The 17,788-nt window shown below is 38.4% G+C and carries 17 protein-coding genes; 5 read left to right on the forward strand and 12 right to left on the reverse strand.

Going from position 1 to position 17,788, the window contains the following annotated elements:
• The 9 genes from EZL74_RS13120 to EZL74_RS12745 all read right to left on the reverse strand — a co-directional run.
• Positions 1 to 3,731, reverse strand: a 3,731-nt coding sequence (locus EZL74_RS13120) for a beta strand repeat-containing protein (protein ID WP_394345867.1), incomplete at its 3' end; no start/stop codon positions are given.
• A 141-nt stretch (positions 3,732 to 3,872) separates the two neighbouring features.
• On the reverse strand, positions 3,873 to 5,045 hold the full coding sequence (locus EZL74_RS12710; RefSeq protein ID WP_131477047.1) for a proline dehydrogenase family protein: 1,173 nt from the start codon (positions 5,043 to 5,045) through the stop codon (positions 3,873 to 3,875).
• A 137-nt stretch (positions 5,046 to 5,182) separates the two neighbouring features.
• On the reverse strand, positions 5,183 to 6,475 hold the full coding sequence (locus EZL74_RS12715; RefSeq protein ID WP_131477048.1) for a DASH family cryptochrome: 1,293 nt from the start codon (positions 6,473 to 6,475) through the stop codon (positions 5,183 to 5,185).
• Positions 6,472 to 8,007, reverse strand: coding sequence for a cryptochrome/photolyase family protein (locus EZL74_RS12720; protein WP_131477049.1), 1,536 nt, complete (start codon positions 8,005 to 8,007; stop codon positions 6,472 to 6,474). Before EZL74_RS12720 ends, EZL74_RS12715 begins: the two co-directional genes overlap by 4 nt.
• A 1-nt stretch (position 8,008) precedes the next feature.
• On the reverse strand, positions 8,009 to 8,146 hold the full coding sequence (locus EZL74_RS12725) for a DUF2256 domain-containing protein (protein ID WP_131477050.1): 138 nt from the start codon (positions 8,144 to 8,146) through the stop codon (positions 8,009 to 8,011).
• Positions 8,112 to 9,620, reverse strand: coding sequence for a cryptochrome/deoxyribodipyrimidine photo-lyase family protein (locus EZL74_RS12730; RefSeq protein WP_131477051.1), 1,509 nt, complete (start codon positions 9,618 to 9,620; stop codon positions 8,112 to 8,114). The genes EZL74_RS12725 and EZL74_RS12730 overlap by 35 nt, the downstream gene beginning before the upstream one ends.
• Positions 9,617 to 10,261: a flavin reductase family protein gene (locus EZL74_RS12735; RefSeq protein WP_131477052.1), complete on the reverse strand. Its 645-nt coding sequence runs from the start codon at positions 10,259 to 10,261 to the stop codon at positions 9,617 to 9,619. The genes EZL74_RS12730 and EZL74_RS12735 overlap by 4 nt, the downstream gene beginning before the upstream one ends.
• 12 nt (positions 10,262 to 10,273) lie before the next feature.
• Positions 10,274 to 10,684, reverse strand: a complete 411-nt coding sequence (locus EZL74_RS12740; RefSeq protein WP_131477053.1) for a DUF2452 domain-containing protein — start codon at positions 10,682 to 10,684, stop codon at positions 10,274 to 10,276.
• A 4-nt stretch (positions 10,685 to 10,688) separates the two neighbouring features.
• Positions 10,689 to 10,979, reverse strand: coding sequence for a TIGR03643 family protein (locus EZL74_RS12745; RefSeq protein ID WP_131477054.1), 291 nt, complete (start codon positions 10,977 to 10,979; stop codon positions 10,689 to 10,691).
• Positions 10,980 to 11,100: 121 nt separating this feature from the next.
• Between EZL74_RS12745 and aroB the strand changes: the two genes are divergently transcribed.
• The 5 genes from aroB (at position 11,101) to EZL74_RS12770 (ending at position 15,370) form a co-directional block, all read left to right on the forward strand.
• Positions 11,101 to 12,168, forward strand: coding sequence for a 3-dehydroquinate synthase (aroB, locus tag EZL74_RS12750; protein WP_131477055.1), 1,068 nt, complete (start codon positions 11,101 to 11,103; stop codon positions 12,166 to 12,168).
• Positions 12,169 to 12,225: 57 nt separating this feature from the next.
• Positions 12,226 to 12,405: a hypothetical protein gene (locus EZL74_RS12755; RefSeq protein WP_131477056.1), complete on the forward strand. Its 180-nt coding sequence runs from the start codon at positions 12,226 to 12,228 to the stop codon at positions 12,403 to 12,405.
• Positions 12,406 to 12,458: 53 nt separating this feature from the next.
• Positions 12,459 to 13,856, forward strand: a complete 1,398-nt coding sequence (locus tag EZL74_RS12760) for an arginine decarboxylase (protein WP_131477057.1) — start codon at positions 12,459 to 12,461, stop codon at positions 13,854 to 13,856.
• Between the two features lie 112 nt (positions 13,857 to 13,968).
• Entirely contained in the window at positions 13,969 to 14,940 is a 972-nt protein-coding gene (locus EZL74_RS12765) for a deoxyhypusine synthase family protein (protein WP_131477058.1), read from the forward strand.
• Positions 14,941 to 14,950: 10 nt separating this feature from the next.
• Entirely contained in the window at positions 14,951 to 15,370 is a 420-nt protein-coding gene (locus EZL74_RS12770) for a DNA primase (protein ID WP_193553768.1), read from the forward strand.
• A gap of 40 nt (positions 15,371 to 15,410) precedes the next feature.
• Here the strand turns inward: EZL74_RS12770 and EZL74_RS12780 are convergent, their stop codons facing one another.
• The 3 genes from EZL74_RS12780 to EZL74_RS12790 form a co-directional block, all read right to left on the reverse strand.
• On the reverse strand, positions 15,411 to 15,929 hold the full coding sequence (locus tag EZL74_RS12780; protein ID WP_131477059.1) for a DinB family protein: 519 nt from the start codon (positions 15,927 to 15,929) through the stop codon (positions 15,411 to 15,413).
• Positions 15,930 to 16,098: 169 nt separating this feature from the next.
• Positions 16,099 to 16,581 (reverse strand): Lrp/AsnC family transcriptional regulator, encoded by a 483-nt coding sequence (locus EZL74_RS12785; protein ID WP_131477060.1) that lies wholly within the window; start codon positions 16,579 to 16,581, stop codon positions 16,099 to 16,101.
• 44 nt (positions 16,582 to 16,625) lie between these two features.
• Entirely contained in the window at positions 16,626 to 17,780 is a 1,155-nt protein-coding gene (locus tag EZL74_RS12790) for a M14 family metallopeptidase (RefSeq protein ID WP_131477061.1), read from the reverse strand.
• Between the last annotated feature and the right edge of the window lie 8 nt (positions 17,781 to 17,788).

Below are 17,788 nucleotides of genomic sequence, written 5' to 3' on the forward strand. Positions count from 1 at the left end.
GTTACAATATCGTAACAACCCGTAGCGATAGTCTCTACCCGAACATACAACGTCTGGGTGTTGGCAACTGTGTTAACGTAATTGGTAACATTGCCTATAGCCCCAGTAGCATTTTCAGCATTACTCTGTGAAGTATAGAACGTTACAGAAGTAACTGCCGGGTTGATACTGCCCAAAATCTCAGGGATTTTTGTCGTTAAATCAAACGGCTCATAACCAACAGCACCTGTGTAATCACACAAATGGTAATCCGTTGGCGTTACTGCCTCTGGTGTTGGGTTGACTATTAGTTGTAATTGAACGATAGCAAAACAATCCGTAGTGGTCGATTCAACTCTTACAAAAATGGTCTGTCCCCAAGGAAGAATAGTCGGATATGCGTTTGGATTCGGAATAGCGGTACCGTCAACAGTAGCATCTGTTATTGTTTCGTGAAAACTCACAACGTATGGATTTCCGCCAGTAATGGAATTTATTGTTTGGGTTAAGTCAAAAACCGCTATCCCATCATTATTCGGATCACATAATTGTAATGGTGCAGGATTATTAACTACAACATCATTAACCACTGCGTTAACCGTAAAATTTAACGGATTAGAATTACAATTTGCAACAGTCTGTTGCGCTATTATAGTGTGATTCCCTGAAGGAACATTGAAATAAAAAGGACTTGCCTGAAAAGGACCTCCATCGAAAGAGTACTGGTAATCTGAACCTAACGGATTGGTAACGGTAACCGAGTTTTCATTACAGGAAACGACAACCGAAACCGTCGGAACAATTTGAGGAACTACTTGTATTTGTAAAGTAGTTGTATTGGCACATTCTCCAGCATTGGGTAAAAAGGTATAAGTAGTTGTAGCGGTATTGTCTATTGCCGGCGACCAAGTTCCGGTAATACCATTGTTAGAAGTAGTAGGCAAGGGAGCAATAACCCCTCCGAAACAAACCGGATTAACAGCTGTAAATGTTGGAGTAACTTTTGGCAAAATACTAATGGTCAATGTTTGACTTGATGCACACTGGTTGGCTACAGGAGTAAAAGTGTATGTTGTCGTCGTAGTGTTGTTTAGTGCCGGAGACCAAGTTCCGGTAATTCCGTTATTGGAAGTAGTTGGTAAAGCAGTTAAAACCGTTCCGGCACATACCGGACTTACCGGTGTAAATGTTGGAACTACATTCGGATTAACAACAATCTGCAGCGTGGCTGTAGTAGCGCACTGACCTGTATTAGGAGTAAATGTATATGTAGTGGTAGTAGTATTATTAAGTACTGGTGACCAAGTACCTGTGATTCCATTATTAGATGTTGTCGGCAGTGGTGATAATGTTCCACCCGAACATATCGGAGCGACTGCTGTAAAAGCGGGAACCAAAGAAGCTCCATTGACCGTAATCGTCAAAGTTGCTGTAGTTGCACACTGACCGCTATTTGGAGTAAAGATATAAGTCGTTGTGGCTGTATTGTTTAAAGTCGGTGACCAAGTTCCGGTAATCCCGTTATTTGACGTTGTTGGTAATGGTGCCAAAGTTCCTCCTGAACAAATAGGTGCCACAGCACTGAATGTTGGTGTAACTGTAGGTGAAACAATAATAGTTCCCGTAGCATTAACATTACCACATCCTCCTGTCAACGGTATGCTGTAATTAAAAGTTCCTGAAACTGTTGGCGTACCACTAATAGTAACAGTATTCGAAGACCAAACGGCATTAACTCCTGTAGGTAAACCAGTTGGAGCACCAATTCCGGTGGCTCCGGTCGTAGTGTGAGTTATAGCGGTTAAAGGCGTATTGATACACATATTTGGCGTAGAAGAAGGAGCACTTACCGTATTGTTAGCAGTAACAGTGATGGTACCGGTTGCATTGATACTACCGCATCCACCACCTGTTAATGGAATGGAGTAGTTAAATACTCCTGAAACTGAAGGAGTACCACTAATGGTAATGGTGTTTGATGACCATGATGCTACAACTCCTGTCGGTAAGCCCGTTGGAGCACCAATTCCCGTAGCTCCGGTTGTGGTATGAGTGATAGCCGTCAAGGGTGTATTGATACACAATGTTGGTGTAGCGGAAGGTGTACTGGTTGTATTAGCAGGATCAATAACAATAGTCATTGTTGTTTTTGAAGCACACTGACCGGAGTTTGGCATAAATGTATAGGTTGTCGTCGTTGTGTTATTTAATGCCGGAGACCAAGTTCCCACTTTTCCGTTTAAAGAAGTGGTTGGCAGTGGTGGAATAGTTTGTCCGGAACAATAAGGACCAACCTGATTAAAAGTAGGTACCGTAGTTGAAGCTGTTACCGGAGCCTGACATATACCATCCCATGAAACGGTGAATACCACTACCTGTCCCGGTGAAACTCCGGTCACCACAAAATGAGAGCCATTAATGGACGGAATGGTTCCGGTAACCGGAGTACCTCCGTCTATAGTATAGCTGTATGAATAACTGGGAGTGGGACCTATATTATTAAAATCAAACGCAACTGAATTTGGTCCTGAATTAGCTGAATCACAAAATACTGACGGTGTTGCAGTAGGATTATTTCCTATGGTAACAGCCAAATCAGCTCTGGTGCTTTCACATCCTCCGACGGTCTGACTCACATAATAGTGAACCACAGAACCGGGCGCACCGGTTGTTAGTGGTGTTGGAGCCGTGGCTGATGCAGTTCCTCCTGTGGCATTGGTTCCGTACCAATTCAACGTTCCTCCTGCGCTTGCAGTAGCTGTTAACGGTGATGCCGTTGCATTTTGACAATACGTTATCGGTGTAACACTAGGCGGAGTTACCCCTCCCACTGCTATTGTGACTGTAGATGTTATAGTTACACCACAAGTATTTGTTGCGCTCAGAGTAAAACTGATATTTCCTGTAGCACTAAGAGGTACAGTGTATGTTGTATTAAGACTACTAGGATTGGCAACAGTTCCGTTAGTTGTTGTCCATGCCAATGTCTGATATCCCTGAGCGACACCCGTTAAATTCACGACAGAGCCCGGTGCAACACAACCGGTAGGACTGGCGCTGGCACTTACCGTAAATGGCGGAACCGGTGCATTACATCCATTATTTACGTATGTGGGAACACCCGAAGGGGTAAAGTTAACACTGGCCCCGTCTTGTTCTGCATTTGTACCTCCGTTAAGACCATAAATATTGACTAAATTACTTCTTTCATAGGTAACGGAATCCGAACAACCGGCTCCAAAAGTCATTGATAAGGTCCTTGTACCCGGAGTCGCATTGTAATTCCCGAAATGCCCACCCGTAGTTGTATTATTATTTTGGAAAATAATATACATAATGGTATTAAGAGAACTGAACGAGTTATAATTAACCGTAAAATTTTGACTGGTGACTAACAATACTACCGCATTAGCCGGTAAAACACCACCTACAGGCTCCAAAAGCTGGCCGCAATTTCCGGCAGCAATAATAGCGTTATTAATGTCCAAAACTTTGGAAGCTGTTGTCGCATTTTGTATTAAACCAGTCCAGGCATTAGCAGGCCAGTTTACCGACAACGTACTTGTATTAAGGGGATTTGGTCCTACCTTAAACCGCACCATTTCGTTAAATCCTTCATCATTGGAAGGAGAGGTGGCTGAACAGGCATCAACCAAAATGGATTCGATTTCAAAACATTGGGAAAAACCCTGAAAGGAAATCAGGACAATTAAAAATAATAATCTTTTGTGTAGTAAAGTAACAATCTTCATTTTAAGTCTTTTAAGCAGGTACCGGATTTTGGGTTTATTTTAAAAAAAAACAAGACCAAAGGTATTGATTTTAAACACGGTACCCTAAATTTTTAAAAAAAATAAAATCAAAAAACCTCAATAAATTGAGGTCTTCTTGAATTATTTTCCTATTTTTCTTCTGTCTCTTTCAGTTTTCAATAAATTGAGTTCCCTACTGGTCTGACCTGCTACTGAAGTGTTCTCTTCTGCCCTTCTGATTAAATAAGGCATCACATCTCTTACGGGACCAAAAGGCAAATATTTCGCAACATTGTATCCGTGAGCAGCCAGATTATAACTGATATTATCACTCATTCCGTACAACTGACCGAACCATATGCGGTTGTCATTTTTTAATACTCCTTTTGCCTCCATCAATTCAATCAATTTATACGAACTCAGTTCATTGTGCGTTCCGGCAAAAATAGACATCGAGTCTAAGTTATCCATCATGTATTGTACTGTTTTATCATAATTTTCGTCAGTAGCTTCTTTACTGGCACAAATTGGAGTAGGGTAACCTTTCTCTTCTGCACGCTTGTTTTCTTTTTCCATGTAAGCACCGCGTACCAATTTCATCCCTATGTAAAACCCTTCAACTTTGGCCAATTCATGCAGTTTTTTCAAATAATCCAATCGATCCCAACGGTACAGTTGTAGTGTATTGAATACGATGCACTTTTCTTTGTTGTATTTACGCATCATGTTAGTGACCAAATCATCGGCAGCATCCTGCATCCAACTCTCTTCCCCATCAATCAACAAGGCCACGTTTTTGTCATGAGCCGCTTTACAAACTATATCAAAACGTTCAATAACCTTGTCCCATTCTTTTTGTTCTTCAACAGTTAACGGCTGTTTTTCCCCTACCTTTTCGTATAAATAAAAACGCCCGAAACCGGTTGGTTTGAACACGGCAAACGGGATAGCAGCACGCTCTTTGGCAAACTCAATAGTCTTCAAGGTCATCTCCAGGGCAGCATCAAATTGTTCTTCTTCCTCCTTTCCTTCAACCGAATAATCCAAAACGGATGATACGCCTTTGGTATACATTTTATCAACTACCGAAAGGCAATCATCTTCGTTGACTCCGCCACAAAAATGATCAAAAACTGTGGCGCGAATTAAACCTTCTACCGGTAAATGTGCTTTCAAAGCAAAGTTGGTCACGGCAGTTCCTATACGCACCAGCGGTTCGCTATCAATCATCTTGAATAAAAAGTAGGCTCTGTCAAGTTCCGTATCGCTTTTAAGAGCAAAAGCAACCTCTGTATTATTAAAAATTTTTTCCATTTAATTTAGCAAATTGTAACGTAGCAAATATAGGCAGAGTTTGATGTATTAAAAAACTATTTTGCGTTTCAATACTCACCTATAATTGTTAATAGATAAATGAAAAATAAGCGGACTTTTGGTATAAAATCAAAAAACTATTTACCTAGCCATAACTTTCTGTAAGCCTTGTTTTTATCGTAAACGGCAGCTTGTTTTCCAATATCGAAATAACGATTTTCTCTCGGATCATTCCCTACTCCGGCTATGTAAGCCCAATTACCCCAATTGCTGCATTCGTCGTAATCAATCAATTGCTGCTCAAAATAAGCCGCGCCAAAACGCCAGTCCAGTTTTAAATCATGACAAAAATAACTGGCTACATTCTGACGACCGCGATTGCTCATGAAGCCGGTAAATTTTAATTCGAGCATATTAGCGTCTACAAAATCGACATTAGTTCTTCCGTTAATCCAATTTTCAAGTAGTTTGTGACTAACTGTTTTTGGACCAGCTTTAGCTTCGGTAATACCCCAAGGCTGAAACATTTTATTCTGGTGTTTTTTGAACATAAACCGGAAAAAATCACGCCACAATAACTCAAAAATCAACCAGTAAGTCGATTCATTGGCACCAAATTGCTGCTCATATTTTTTCAATTCCCGGTAAATGTAGCGCGGCGAAATACAGCCCAAAGCCAGCCAAGCCGAAAACTTAGAAGAATAATCCGCTCCAATTAATCCGTTACGAGTTTCTTTGTATTGCGAAAGACATTGGGTTTCAAAAAAATAATGCTGTAACCGCTTCAACCCTTCGGTTTCTCCACCCTTAAATTGAAGCACAGCTCTGTTATCTATAGCTTCAAATGTCAAACCCAAATCAGCCAAAGAAGGTAAATTCAGCGGAGGAATTTCGGGAGAAATAACAGCATTGGGTTTGTCAAAAGTCGCTCTCACAGTAGCATCTTTTTCTGTTTTTTTTCTGAAATTAGTAAAGACATCCGGTATATTTTTTATCGAAAAAGGCAAATCTTCGGCATGGTATAAAGTGCTCGTACTGAAAGTTTGTAATTCACATTTCAATTTAAACAATTCAGCCTGCACTTTAATCTCAACTTGTTTTTCTTCATAAGACACTTCTCTTTTAGCAAATACTTTGACCGCTTTAAATTGCTGTACAACTTTAGGTATTTCGATCTCGGGTTTGCCTTTAACCACCAACAATCCGGAGCCCAATTCCCTCAAATTTTTATCTAAATCTTCAATCGCTTCTAGTAAAAACTGTGCTCTGAAACTTCCCGTTTTTTTAAATCCGAATTCAGTAGTCTCAAAATGCAATGCATCAAAACAATAAATCGGAACGATTTGGTCGCTTTGTGCCAAGGCTTTCATCAAAGTTTCATTATCGTGCAATCGCAAATCGGTTTTAAACCATACTACAGCTGTTTTCATAACTCATTGATGTTTTTCAAATAATAATCGGCTTGATTCAATAGGGATATTTTGTCTTCAGTTTTCATTTTGCGCCAAATGTTGTACATCATTCCAATGCGCGGATTAGAGCTCAACTTAGCTTCATTTCTGTCGTAAAAATCCCAATACAAACTATTAAACGGACAGGCTTTTTCTCCTGTTTTCAGTCCTTTTTTGTAAAAACAACTGCCGCAGTAATGACTCATTTTATCTATGTAGGTTGCCGAACTCACATAGGGTTTTGTACCTAAAATTCCTCCGTCGGCAAACTGACTCATGCCGCGCGTATTGGTGATTTCTACCCATTCAAAAGCATCCATATAAATGCCAAGGTACCATGCATCAACTTCATCCGGATGAACCCCGGCCAGTAGGGCAAAATTTCCGGTAACCATCAAACGCTGTATGTGATGCGCATAACCGTAATGCAACGATTGATGAATGGCATCTTTTAAACAGTTCATTTTGGTTTTTCCGGTCCAAAACCATTCGGGTAATTTTTCCTGATGGTCAAAAAAATTCAGTTTGGCATATTCGGGCATTTTGTTCCAGTAAATTCCCCGCATGTATTCGCGCCAGCCAATGATTTGCCGCACAAAGCCTTCTACTTGATGAAATTCTATTTCGTGAACTCGGGATTTCCATTCGGTTGTAACTCTGTAAATCACTTCTTTTGGCGAAAGGAGTTTAAGGTTCATCGAAAATGAAATTCGAGAATGGTACAACGACCATTCATTCGGCGACATCGCATCCTGGTAACTTCCGAAAAAAGGCAAACATTTGATAGCAAAAAAATCTAACAAAGCCAGTGACTGCGCTCTGTTGACGGGCCATACGAAGTTTTGAGGATTAATATAACCTATGGTTTTGATATTGGTTTTGGAAATTTCATCATAAACTGCTGAAACATCGTTATCAAATACCAAAGGAGCAACGGGCTTATGTTCTTTCGGCAGCTTTTTACGATTATCGCTGTCGTAATTCCACTGGCCGGTTAACGGTTGGTCGTCTTCCATCAACACATGGTGTTTTTTGCGCATGGCACGATAAAAACTTTCCATCAAAAAAGTTTTCTTTCCTTTAAAAAAATCGCCCAATTCATTTCGAGTGGTGAAAAAATGCTCTGTATCAACCGAATTACTGGTAATGGAAAGTGACTCGCAAAGCTGTTTTAAAATAATATCTACCCTATATTCATCGGGAAACTGGTATTCAAAATGGGTAAACCGATGTTGGGAAACGAGATGAGTAATGTTCTTATCAAAGGATTGCAGATTGTCATCATCACTCAAATTAAGGTAAATAACTCTGTGGTTTTTCGATTGTAATTCGGTCGCAAATGCACGCATAGCTGCAAAAATGCCGACGACTTTTTGAATATGATGCGAAGTATAATCTGTCTCGGAACGAATTTCCATCATCACATAAGTAACTGTGTCATCTGCCGTTTGAAACCACGAATGTTGACTGTTGAGCTGGTCACCGAGGATTAATCGCAATGTTTTTTTCATTTTATTTGTGCTTTCTGCATTGATTACTGCAATATTTGACTTCGTCCCAAATCTTTTCCCATTTCTTTCTCCATGAAAATGGTCTTTGACAAACAATACATGTTTTACTGGGAAGATTTTGCTTTTTTACTCCTCGCATCTTTAGGCTTATTGGGATTACTTACGTGTTTATGTAAAATTCGTTTTCCTTCTGCTTTTACATCATCGGTTTTCCGGAAACTCCAGACAATATCACTGGCTTTCTTTCGGGTTTGTTCAATGTCTACTATAGGAAACGGATAATCTTTACCCATTTCACACCGGTACAATTGCTGCTCAATCACACTCAATTTCCACGGTTCGTGTAGCAAATGATTGGGAATTTCGGTTAACTCAGGGCACCATTTTTTGATAAAAACGCCATCGCTGTCATGGTCTTCCGAGTTTTTTATCGGGTTGTAAATTCGGATGGTGTTGATGCCGGTTGTACCCGATTGCATTTGCAATTGCGGATAGTGAATTCCGGGTTCGTAATCTAAAAACTGACGCGCCAAAAAATGCAACTCACGCCAATCCTGCCATAAATTAAAGGTAAAAAACGAGACCACCATGGCGCGCATTCTGAAATTGAGATAACCGGTCGCCACCACGCATCGCATGCAGGCATCTATAATCGGGATTCCGGTTTTGCCTTCCTGCCAGGCTTTGATGTAAAATTCATTTTTAGGTTTTAGCAAAGCGTCGTAGGCCCGATTTACATTTTCAAATTCCATGCGGCATTCGTCTTCAAATTTTTGGATAAAATGACAATGCCAATGCAGGCGGGAAATGAAGTTTCGCAAAGCTCTTTTATTAGGAGAAGTTTCGTGATGCTGATTCGTATACTGATACACCATGCGCATACTGATGTTGCCATAGGTCAGATAAGGCGACAATCGACTACAGCCTGTTCGGCTTAAAGCCGGTTTGGAAATATGTTTGCTGTAATTGACGTGACGTTCTTTTACGAAACTGTCCAAATAGCGCCAAGCCCAATATTCACCACCTTGTTGGAAGTTTTCATTGCGGGTGGTGATGGTTTTAGGGAGTTTATTTCCTTTTAATAAATCATATAGAGATGGTTCTAAAACTTCTATTTTCAAATCCTGCAACTCAACTATTTTAGGAGTAGCCCGCATTATTTCTTCCCAGCGTTTATCCCAATCTTTTCTGGATTTCAGTTTGCGAATAACTCCATGCATTTGGAATTGTTTCCATTCGATTTGATGAGTATCAAAAAATGATTGCATGGCAATATCGCGGTCGAAAGTGAGTTTATTGCCAATTTCCTGATGCGAAAACACAGTGTTAATGTCATACATCTTTGTGAGTTCCTTGAAAACAGTAGCCACTTCATTATGAAAAAAGTACAACTTTGCTGAAACTTCGTTCAATCTTGATTGCATATACTGCAATGACTCGTACACAAACCGCCAATGACGTATGTCGGCATCGGGATAATTCATGACTGTAGGCTCAAAGAAATAAAGCAATAAAACAGGTAAATCTGATTGGTTTGCAGCATAAAGTGTCTCATGATCTGTAAAACGCAAATCACGTTTGAACCAAACAATATTTATAGCTTTTCTTTTCAAGTAATCACTAATGACGTTAATTCTTTATTGGGTTTGGCATAACTCAATCGGTCTAACTGAACCGTTTTGTGGTAGCTATCTAAACCGGAGCATGTAATTGACGCTGCCTTTTCAATATCTACAAAACCATCTTCTTGAACGCATGCTGATGGCAGGTATACAGCCTTTACCTCTCCTATTATCAGTATGGTATTATTGATTTTTAATTCGACTTTATCACACAATTGCATGGCCAGTTGCACATGACTTTCTTTAACAAAAGGAGCCCAAAAATCATTTTTATACTCAGGTTGTAACCCTGAAATATCAAACTCTGATACAGCTCTGTCGTAACGAGCCGACGTTTGATGGGCTTGTTTGAATATGGTTTGGTTGATATGATTGAGAGTATAAAATTCTGTTTCTAAAATATTTTCGAGTGTATGACGTTCTACTACACCCGGTCGAAAAACCATTCCGAATAAAGGAGGATTGCTGCCTATGTGCACCAAAGAATCAATAATAGCAAGATTGGTTTGTGAGGCGCTGTTTTGAGTCCCAACCAAGCAAACACTTTTAAATCCGCCAAGGCTGTTTACAAAATGCACTCGTTTTTGCTTTTCCATGGCCATTATATCATCGTAATCAATATGTTTTTGCATATTTTATATATTTTATTGATTGTTGTATGGCAATTCAATCCATTTTTTATCGCTGTTCAGTTGAAATGTTCCCAAGTATTCTTTCTTCCATTGATTGGGTTCAATCAGAGACAAAAAGTTGATTCCGTCATGATTTCGGTATAAATGATAAATTTCGCCTACAATGGGTTCAAACGAAAATTTTGCATTGTAAACCAAATCGTTGTTCTGAAACTCACGCATCAACTGTTCATAGTGCTCTCTTAGCTCATTGAACTTTTGTTCAAATTGTTTGTTAACAGCATTGATTCCTCTGTTCTTCCAGGAAACTACATCCTCTGTGCTGATGACTGGGGCGCCAACATTAGTGGCATAAGACAACAAACCGGCATGGTAACCTTGCTCATCAGTATATACCACGTTATCAGGCCTTTCTTTTTTCATACAGTTATCGTTTTGAAATTTTATTATTAGAAATTGTTCGTTGTCTGTTGCATTTAAAACGGTGTATTTCTTCAGAGCGTTTTGCGACATGTTTGGTTTTACAATTTTCCACCCTTTTGCGCCATAGTTTGTAACTGCTGAATTTCAGTTCTTTCTTCATCAAAGCTTTGACATCAGCTTCAGACAACCCAAACTGAAAAGTTATCGCATCAAAAGGAGTGCGATCCTCCCATGCCATTTCGATGATTCTGTCAATCTCGCTTGCGTCTAATGATTTTTTTTGAAGGGTTATCATTTTACATTTTGTTTAATATTTTACAGTAAAGGATAAACAAAAGTATTGAAATTAATTTAATCCGTACTAGAGTGTGACAAAAAAAATACCTTATTTTGCCTGATGCTATTTAACTCATTATATGCAAGCAATTCAAGCCTACGATTATTCGATATTATTTAATGAAATGGGATATGAAAAACTCAATATTTTGATTGAGGAAAATCAGTATTCTAACATTTTTGTTTTGGTCGATTCCAATACAAACGAACATTGTCTGATGCGGTTTTTATCTTTTTTAGCCACCGATAAAACCATTGAAATCATAGAAATTGAAGCAGGTGAAAGCGAAAAAAACATCAGTACATGTGTGGAAATTTGGACCATTTTAACTGAATTGGGTGGCGACAGAAAAACAGTTTTAGTAAACTTAGGAGGTGGTGTAATCACTGATTTGGGCGGATTTGCCGCATCAACGTTTAAAAGAGGTATCGACTTCATTAATATACCCACTACCCTACTGGCCATGGTTGATGCTTCCATAGGAGGAAAAAACGGTGTGGATTTGGGAAATCTGAAAAATCAAATCGGGGTAATCAAAAATCCCAAAATGGTTTTAATCGATTCTGAATATTTGAGTACGCTTCCACAAAACGAAATGCGTTCGGGTCTGGCAGAAATGTTAAAACACGGGCTCATTGCAGACCAAATGTACTGGTCACAATTCAAAGACCTGACGCAACTTGATTTTGCAGATTTCGACGCTCTGATTCATCGTTCTATTGAAATAAAAAATGAAATTGTAATGCAGGATCCCACGGAAAACGGCATCCGCAAAGCATTGAATTTCGGTCACACACTGGGACATGCTATTGAGAGTTATTTTATTGATAATGAAGACAAAAAAACATTATTACACGGAGAGGCCATTGCGGTGGGTATGATTCTGGAGAGTTACATTTCGTGGCAAAAAAGACTGCTCTCGGAAACCGAATATTCAGAAATCAAAAATACCATAAAAGCGGTTTTTGACCCGGTTCCTTTCGAAGAAAATGACCTATCTCCTATATTGGATTTACTGATTCATGACAAAAAAAATGAATACGGAAAAATCCAATTTGCTTTGTTGGACGGTATCGGTAAAATAAAAATCAATCAAACTGCTGATAATGAATTGATTATAAAATCATTTACTGATTATAAAACTTGATATTTTTTTATCTGCAATACTTGCATTTCGAAAATTTTATTTTTTACATTTGCCCTAATGAAAAAGAGTGCTAACACTACTAACCATAATGCTTTCGGCAAAGAAAATAATTCCGTTTCCTTTGCTGTTCCCAATTCATTTTTCAGACTGAAGAATGATGTTTCGGCTTTGTGTTCCCCCATCACTTTTTTATTTCAGGAAAAACTTCCGATTATTTATGCTAACATTAGAGTTTGAATGACAGTTTATTTTGGTTTTAAAAATAAATTAATCTGTAATTCTTAATCTAAATGAACACTAAATATTTCGACTTAATCAATCAAACATTCTATTTTCCTCAAGAAGAATTTACACTAAACAAAGACAACCTTCAGTTCCACAACATCGATTTGATGAAATTGGTTGAACAATACGGCACCCCTTTGAAATTCACTTATTTACCGGCTATTTCCAACAACATCAACAAAGCAAAAGGCTGGTTCAGAAAAGCCATGGAAAAAAATGGTTACGAAGGAAAGTACTACTACTGCTACTGCACCAAAAGTTCTCATTTCAAATTCATCATGAATGAGGCTTTTAAAAATAATATCCATATTGAAACTTCTTCAGCTTATGACATCAATATCGTAGAGAAATTGATGGAAGAAGGTAAAATAAACAAAAATACTTACGTAGTTTGTAATGGGTTCAAACGAGATGAATATGTTTCCAATATTGCTCGTTTGATTAACAATGGTCACAACAAAACCATTCCGGTTATTGACAATTACGAAGAATTAGATTTGTTACAGGAACAAATTAAAGGTAAATTCAAAATCGGAATCCGTATTGCCGCAGAGGAAGAACCAAAGTTCGAGTTCTATACTTCTCGTTTAGGAATTGGCTACAAAGACATTGTGCCATTTTACAGAAAGCAAATTCAAGAAAATAAACAAGTGGAACTGAAAATGCTTCACTTTTTCATCAACACCGGAATCCGAGATACTGCCTACTACTGGAACGAATTGTTGAAATGTATGAAAGTGTACATTAACTTAAAACGCGAATGCCCAACGTTGGACTCCCTCAATATCGGTGGTGGTTTCCCTATTAAAAACTCACTGGCCTTTGAATACGACTACCAATATATGGTAGAAGAAATTTTGAATCAGATTAAAATTGCCTGTGACGAAGCCGAAGTAGATGTTCCTCATATTTTTACCGAATTCGGTTCGTTCACCGTAGGAGAATCAGGAGGTGCTATTTATCAGGTTCTTTATCAGAAAAAACAAAATGACAGAGAAAACTGGAACATGATTGACTCTTCATTTATTACTACTCTACCCGATACTTGGGCCATCAACAAACGCTTCGTAATGATGGCTGTAAACCGCTGGAATGACACTTATGAAAGAGTGCTTTTGGGTGGTATGACTTGTGACAGCGACGACTATTACAATTCAGAACAACATATGAATGCTGTATATTTGCCTAAATACAACAAAGAAAAGCCTTTGTACATTGGTTTCTTTAATACCGGAGCTTATCAGGAAACCATCGGAGGATTTGGCGGATTGCACCACTGTTTGATTCCGCAACCCAAACACATTCTGATTGATCGGGATGAAAACGGAATCCTGGCCACCGAGGTATTTTCAGAACAACAAAGCTCTGAAGACGTCCTGAAAATATTGGGATACGGAAAATAATAATCTGCAAAAAAACCAGTACTTTTAACATAATTAAATTATAAAAACAGTTTGTGGTTTTAGAAAAAAAGTTTTTCTTTGAACCGCAAACTACTAACAACTTTATTACAAAATGAAAGGACCCATCAGTCAGTTTATAGAAAAAAACTACCTTCACTTTAACGCCGCTGCCCTTGTTGATGCAGCCAAAGGATATGAAGAACACTTGCTTGATAACGGTAAAATGATGATAACATTGGCCGGTGCCATGAGTACTGCCGAATTAGGAAAATCATTAGCCGAAATGATCCGTCAGGACAAAGTGCACATAATTTCTTGTACTGGTGCCAACCTTGAAGAAGACATCATGAACTTGGTGGCTCACAATTCTTACAAAAGAGTTCCGAATTACAGAGATTTATCTCCACAGGAAGAATGGGATTTATTAGAAAACCATTTCAACAGAGTAACCGACACTTGTATCCCCGAAGAAGAAGCTTTCAGAAGACTGCAGTCACACTTATTCGACATTTGGAATAATGCTGACTCTAAAGGAGAGCGCTATTTCCCGCATGAATTCATGTATCAAATGATCAATTCAGGAGTATTAAAACAGTACTACGAAATTGACCCGAAAGATTCATGGATGGTAGCTGCTGCAGAAAAAAACCTTCCAATAGTAGTTCCGGGTTGGGAAGACAGTACTATGGGTAATATTTTCGCTTCGTATTGCATCAAAGGTCAATTCAAACCGACAACTATGAAAAGTGGTATCGAATACATGATGTGGTTAGCCGATTGGTATACTAAAAACAGCTCAGGAAAAGGAGTTGGATTCTTCCAAATTGGCGGCGGAATTGCAGGTGATTTCCCAATTTGCGTAGTACCGATGTTATACCAGGATATGGAAATGCACGACGTACCGTTTTGGAGTTATTTTTGTCAAATTTCAGATTCAACAACAAGTTACGGTTCTTATTCAGGAGCTGTCCCTAACGAGAAAATCACTTGGGGAAAACTTGACATTACTACCCCCAAATTTATTATCGAATCGGATGCTACCATTGTGGCGCCACTAATTTTTGCTTACTTATTAGATTTATAAAAGATTTTTTATGAGAAGAATTATTGTAGATTATGCTAAACTAACCGGAGACATACTAAACCTATTGGTAGAGAAATTTCCTGAAGGCTATGATGACTCTGATATCATTCGTTTCAGAAATGCTCAAAACGAATTGGTTGAAGCAGTAGAAGTACGAACTGAAGACACCATATATCTGGTAAAAGTTAGTACCAAATTAGCTAGCCGTATGGAAAAATTCGACGAAGAGGACGATATTGATTCGGTAATTGAGCCTATCGAACCTATCAAAGGTTTGGACGATGATGAGGATGCTATTACCGCAGATGAAGACGATGAAGAAGTTGATTTACTGAAAGACGGCGGCGATTCTGAGGACGATGATGACGATGACGATGATGATTTTGATGATTCAGACAACAACTTGGAAGACGAAGACGACGAAGAATAATACTCAAATAAAAAAGCCCCGATAATTCGGGGCTTTTTTATTATAAATACCGCTCCTGAAAAACACGCTGATGGTGATTTTGATGTCCGATGATGACAAAGCCCAAAGCCCTAACCGACATTGGGTTGTTTGAGGCAGTTCCTATACGCATTAACTCCACTTCGGTAAACGATTTGAATAATGCCAAAGTTGCCTGACGTACGACCAGCAATTCGGTCAACAAATCCTGTATACTTCTATTATTGGCATTGGCAACGTTTACATAATCATTTTCATCAAAACTCGCCAAGGGAGTCAGATCATTACGTCCAAATCGCAATGCACGATAAGCAAATATTCTTTCGGCATCAATAAGGTGTTGAAGGATGTCTTTTATTGTCCATTTGCCTTCGGCATAACGGTAATCAAATTTGTCCAGAGGTATATTTTGCACAAATTTAATCAAACGATGAACCGAAATTTCGAGTTCTTCGGTTAACGAATATTCTTCAGAGACTTGGCTGATGTAATCGGCATAATAGTGTGCATATTCACCGGGTTGTAATTGTGATGGTTTCATAGATGATTATTTGATAGTACAAAGATGTGGATTTTTTGGCAAAACAGTAACAGAAATAGCATTATCAATTTACAAGAGGCTCCCGGCGTTATGCAAAAAACCGAATCAACAAGACATAAAAAAACCTCAAGCATTACTACTTGAGGTCTGTTTATTATTTTCAGTCAAACTAGTCTAATTCCTGGAAAATGGTATGCATCAAACGTTTTTTATCGTTGATACTTTCCTCCAAAGAAATCATGGTTTCAGTTCGGTATACTCCTTCAATATCGTCAATCATGAAGATTACATCTTTGGCATGTTTAGTGTCTTTCGCTCTTATTTTACAAAAGATATTAAACTTACCGGTGGTAACATGAGCAACAGTTACATACGGAATTTCATTGATTCTCTCTAAAACAAATTTAGTCTGTGAGGTGTTATTCAAAAACACACCTACATAAGCAATGAAAGAATACCCTAATTTTTCATAATCCAAAGACAATGAAGAACCTGTAATAATACCCGAATCTTCCATTTTCTTCACTCTGACGTGAACGGTTCCTGCCGAAATCAATAATTTTTTGGCAATATCTGTAAATGGGATTCTGGTGTTGTCAATCAACATATCCAAGATTTGGTGGTCTACTTCATCTAAGCGAAATTTACTCATAAAAAAGATTTTATTTACTATAATTTACTCTGTAATTCAAAGACTTATACCATATTGTGATTACTTATTGAGCCATTAACAATTTTCATGCTTTCGCCCAAATAAAAATCAGCTTTTTGATCAATCTTCGGAAAACCATCTGCATCATCCCGGTATCTTGCTCCCTTGGCATCAATAACCACATGACCAAAATAATTTTCCAACTGCTCTATTTGTGCAATTCTTGCTTCAAATGTTACTGCATCTTTAGTAAGAACCTCTTTGAATTGTGCTGCAAAATTGATAATTTTTTCAATACCATCATAATTTATTTTGACATTTTTATAAACAAAGTCATAAAAAACGACTTTATTTTGCGGAATTTCTAAATAATATTGAATTTCGTTGCCAACTATGTCAGTATTACTCAAGAATTGAATTCCGGCAAGCAGAGCAATAAAAATATATTTACGAGTTGTTTCTCTTTGATAATCATGCTGAAAATGACCGGCTTCAAATAAAATTGTAGGTACATTAAGATACTGAAACGTATCGCCGACACAATTGATGTTAAACGAATCGTCAAAACGTCCTACCTGATTTGGAATCAATTGCTGCAAAACTTTATTCATGGCTACTATGACCTTAATAGCTTTAGTGCGAACCTCATTAATATCCCTAGCTTCGTTGTAGGCGGGTGCCAAAAAGGAAACGGTCGCCGGATTTCCGGTATCGGCTACTCCAAAAATAGTGCGTTGGTCGTGAAGGTTGTAGCAATAGTGAGGTTGAAAAGCCTCAAAAACCTGACGGAGCACTCTGCTCTCGGGTTGAGATTGGTTTTGAGCATCCCGGTTCAAGTCTACGGTATTGGCATTTTCACGAGTGTAGGCTGAAGCACCATCGGGATTGAGCATTGGGAGCAGACAAAAAGTAAATTCGGATCGCATTTTTTTTCCTAACTCCCCATCAGCATTAAGCAGATTGATGAAATCAAATAACGCTTTGGTAGTCGTACTTTCATTGCCGTGCATTTGAGACCACATTAAAATTTTAATGGGTCCAGTTCCTGTTTTATATTGGTAAATAGGTTTTCCTAAAACAGAATGCCCGACAATTTGAACCTGAAACTTTGTGAGTAATGGTTCGATATGTTTCAAAGTTATGTATCTGCCAAAAAGACTGCTTTCTTTATATTTTTCGTGGAATGCTGAATAATTCATTGATGTGG

The sequence above is a fragment of the Flavobacterium silvisoli genome, from assembly GCF_004329815.1.
Classification (GTDB): domain Bacteria; phylum Bacteroidota; class Bacteroidia; order Flavobacteriales; family Flavobacteriaceae; genus Flavobacterium; species Flavobacterium silvisoli.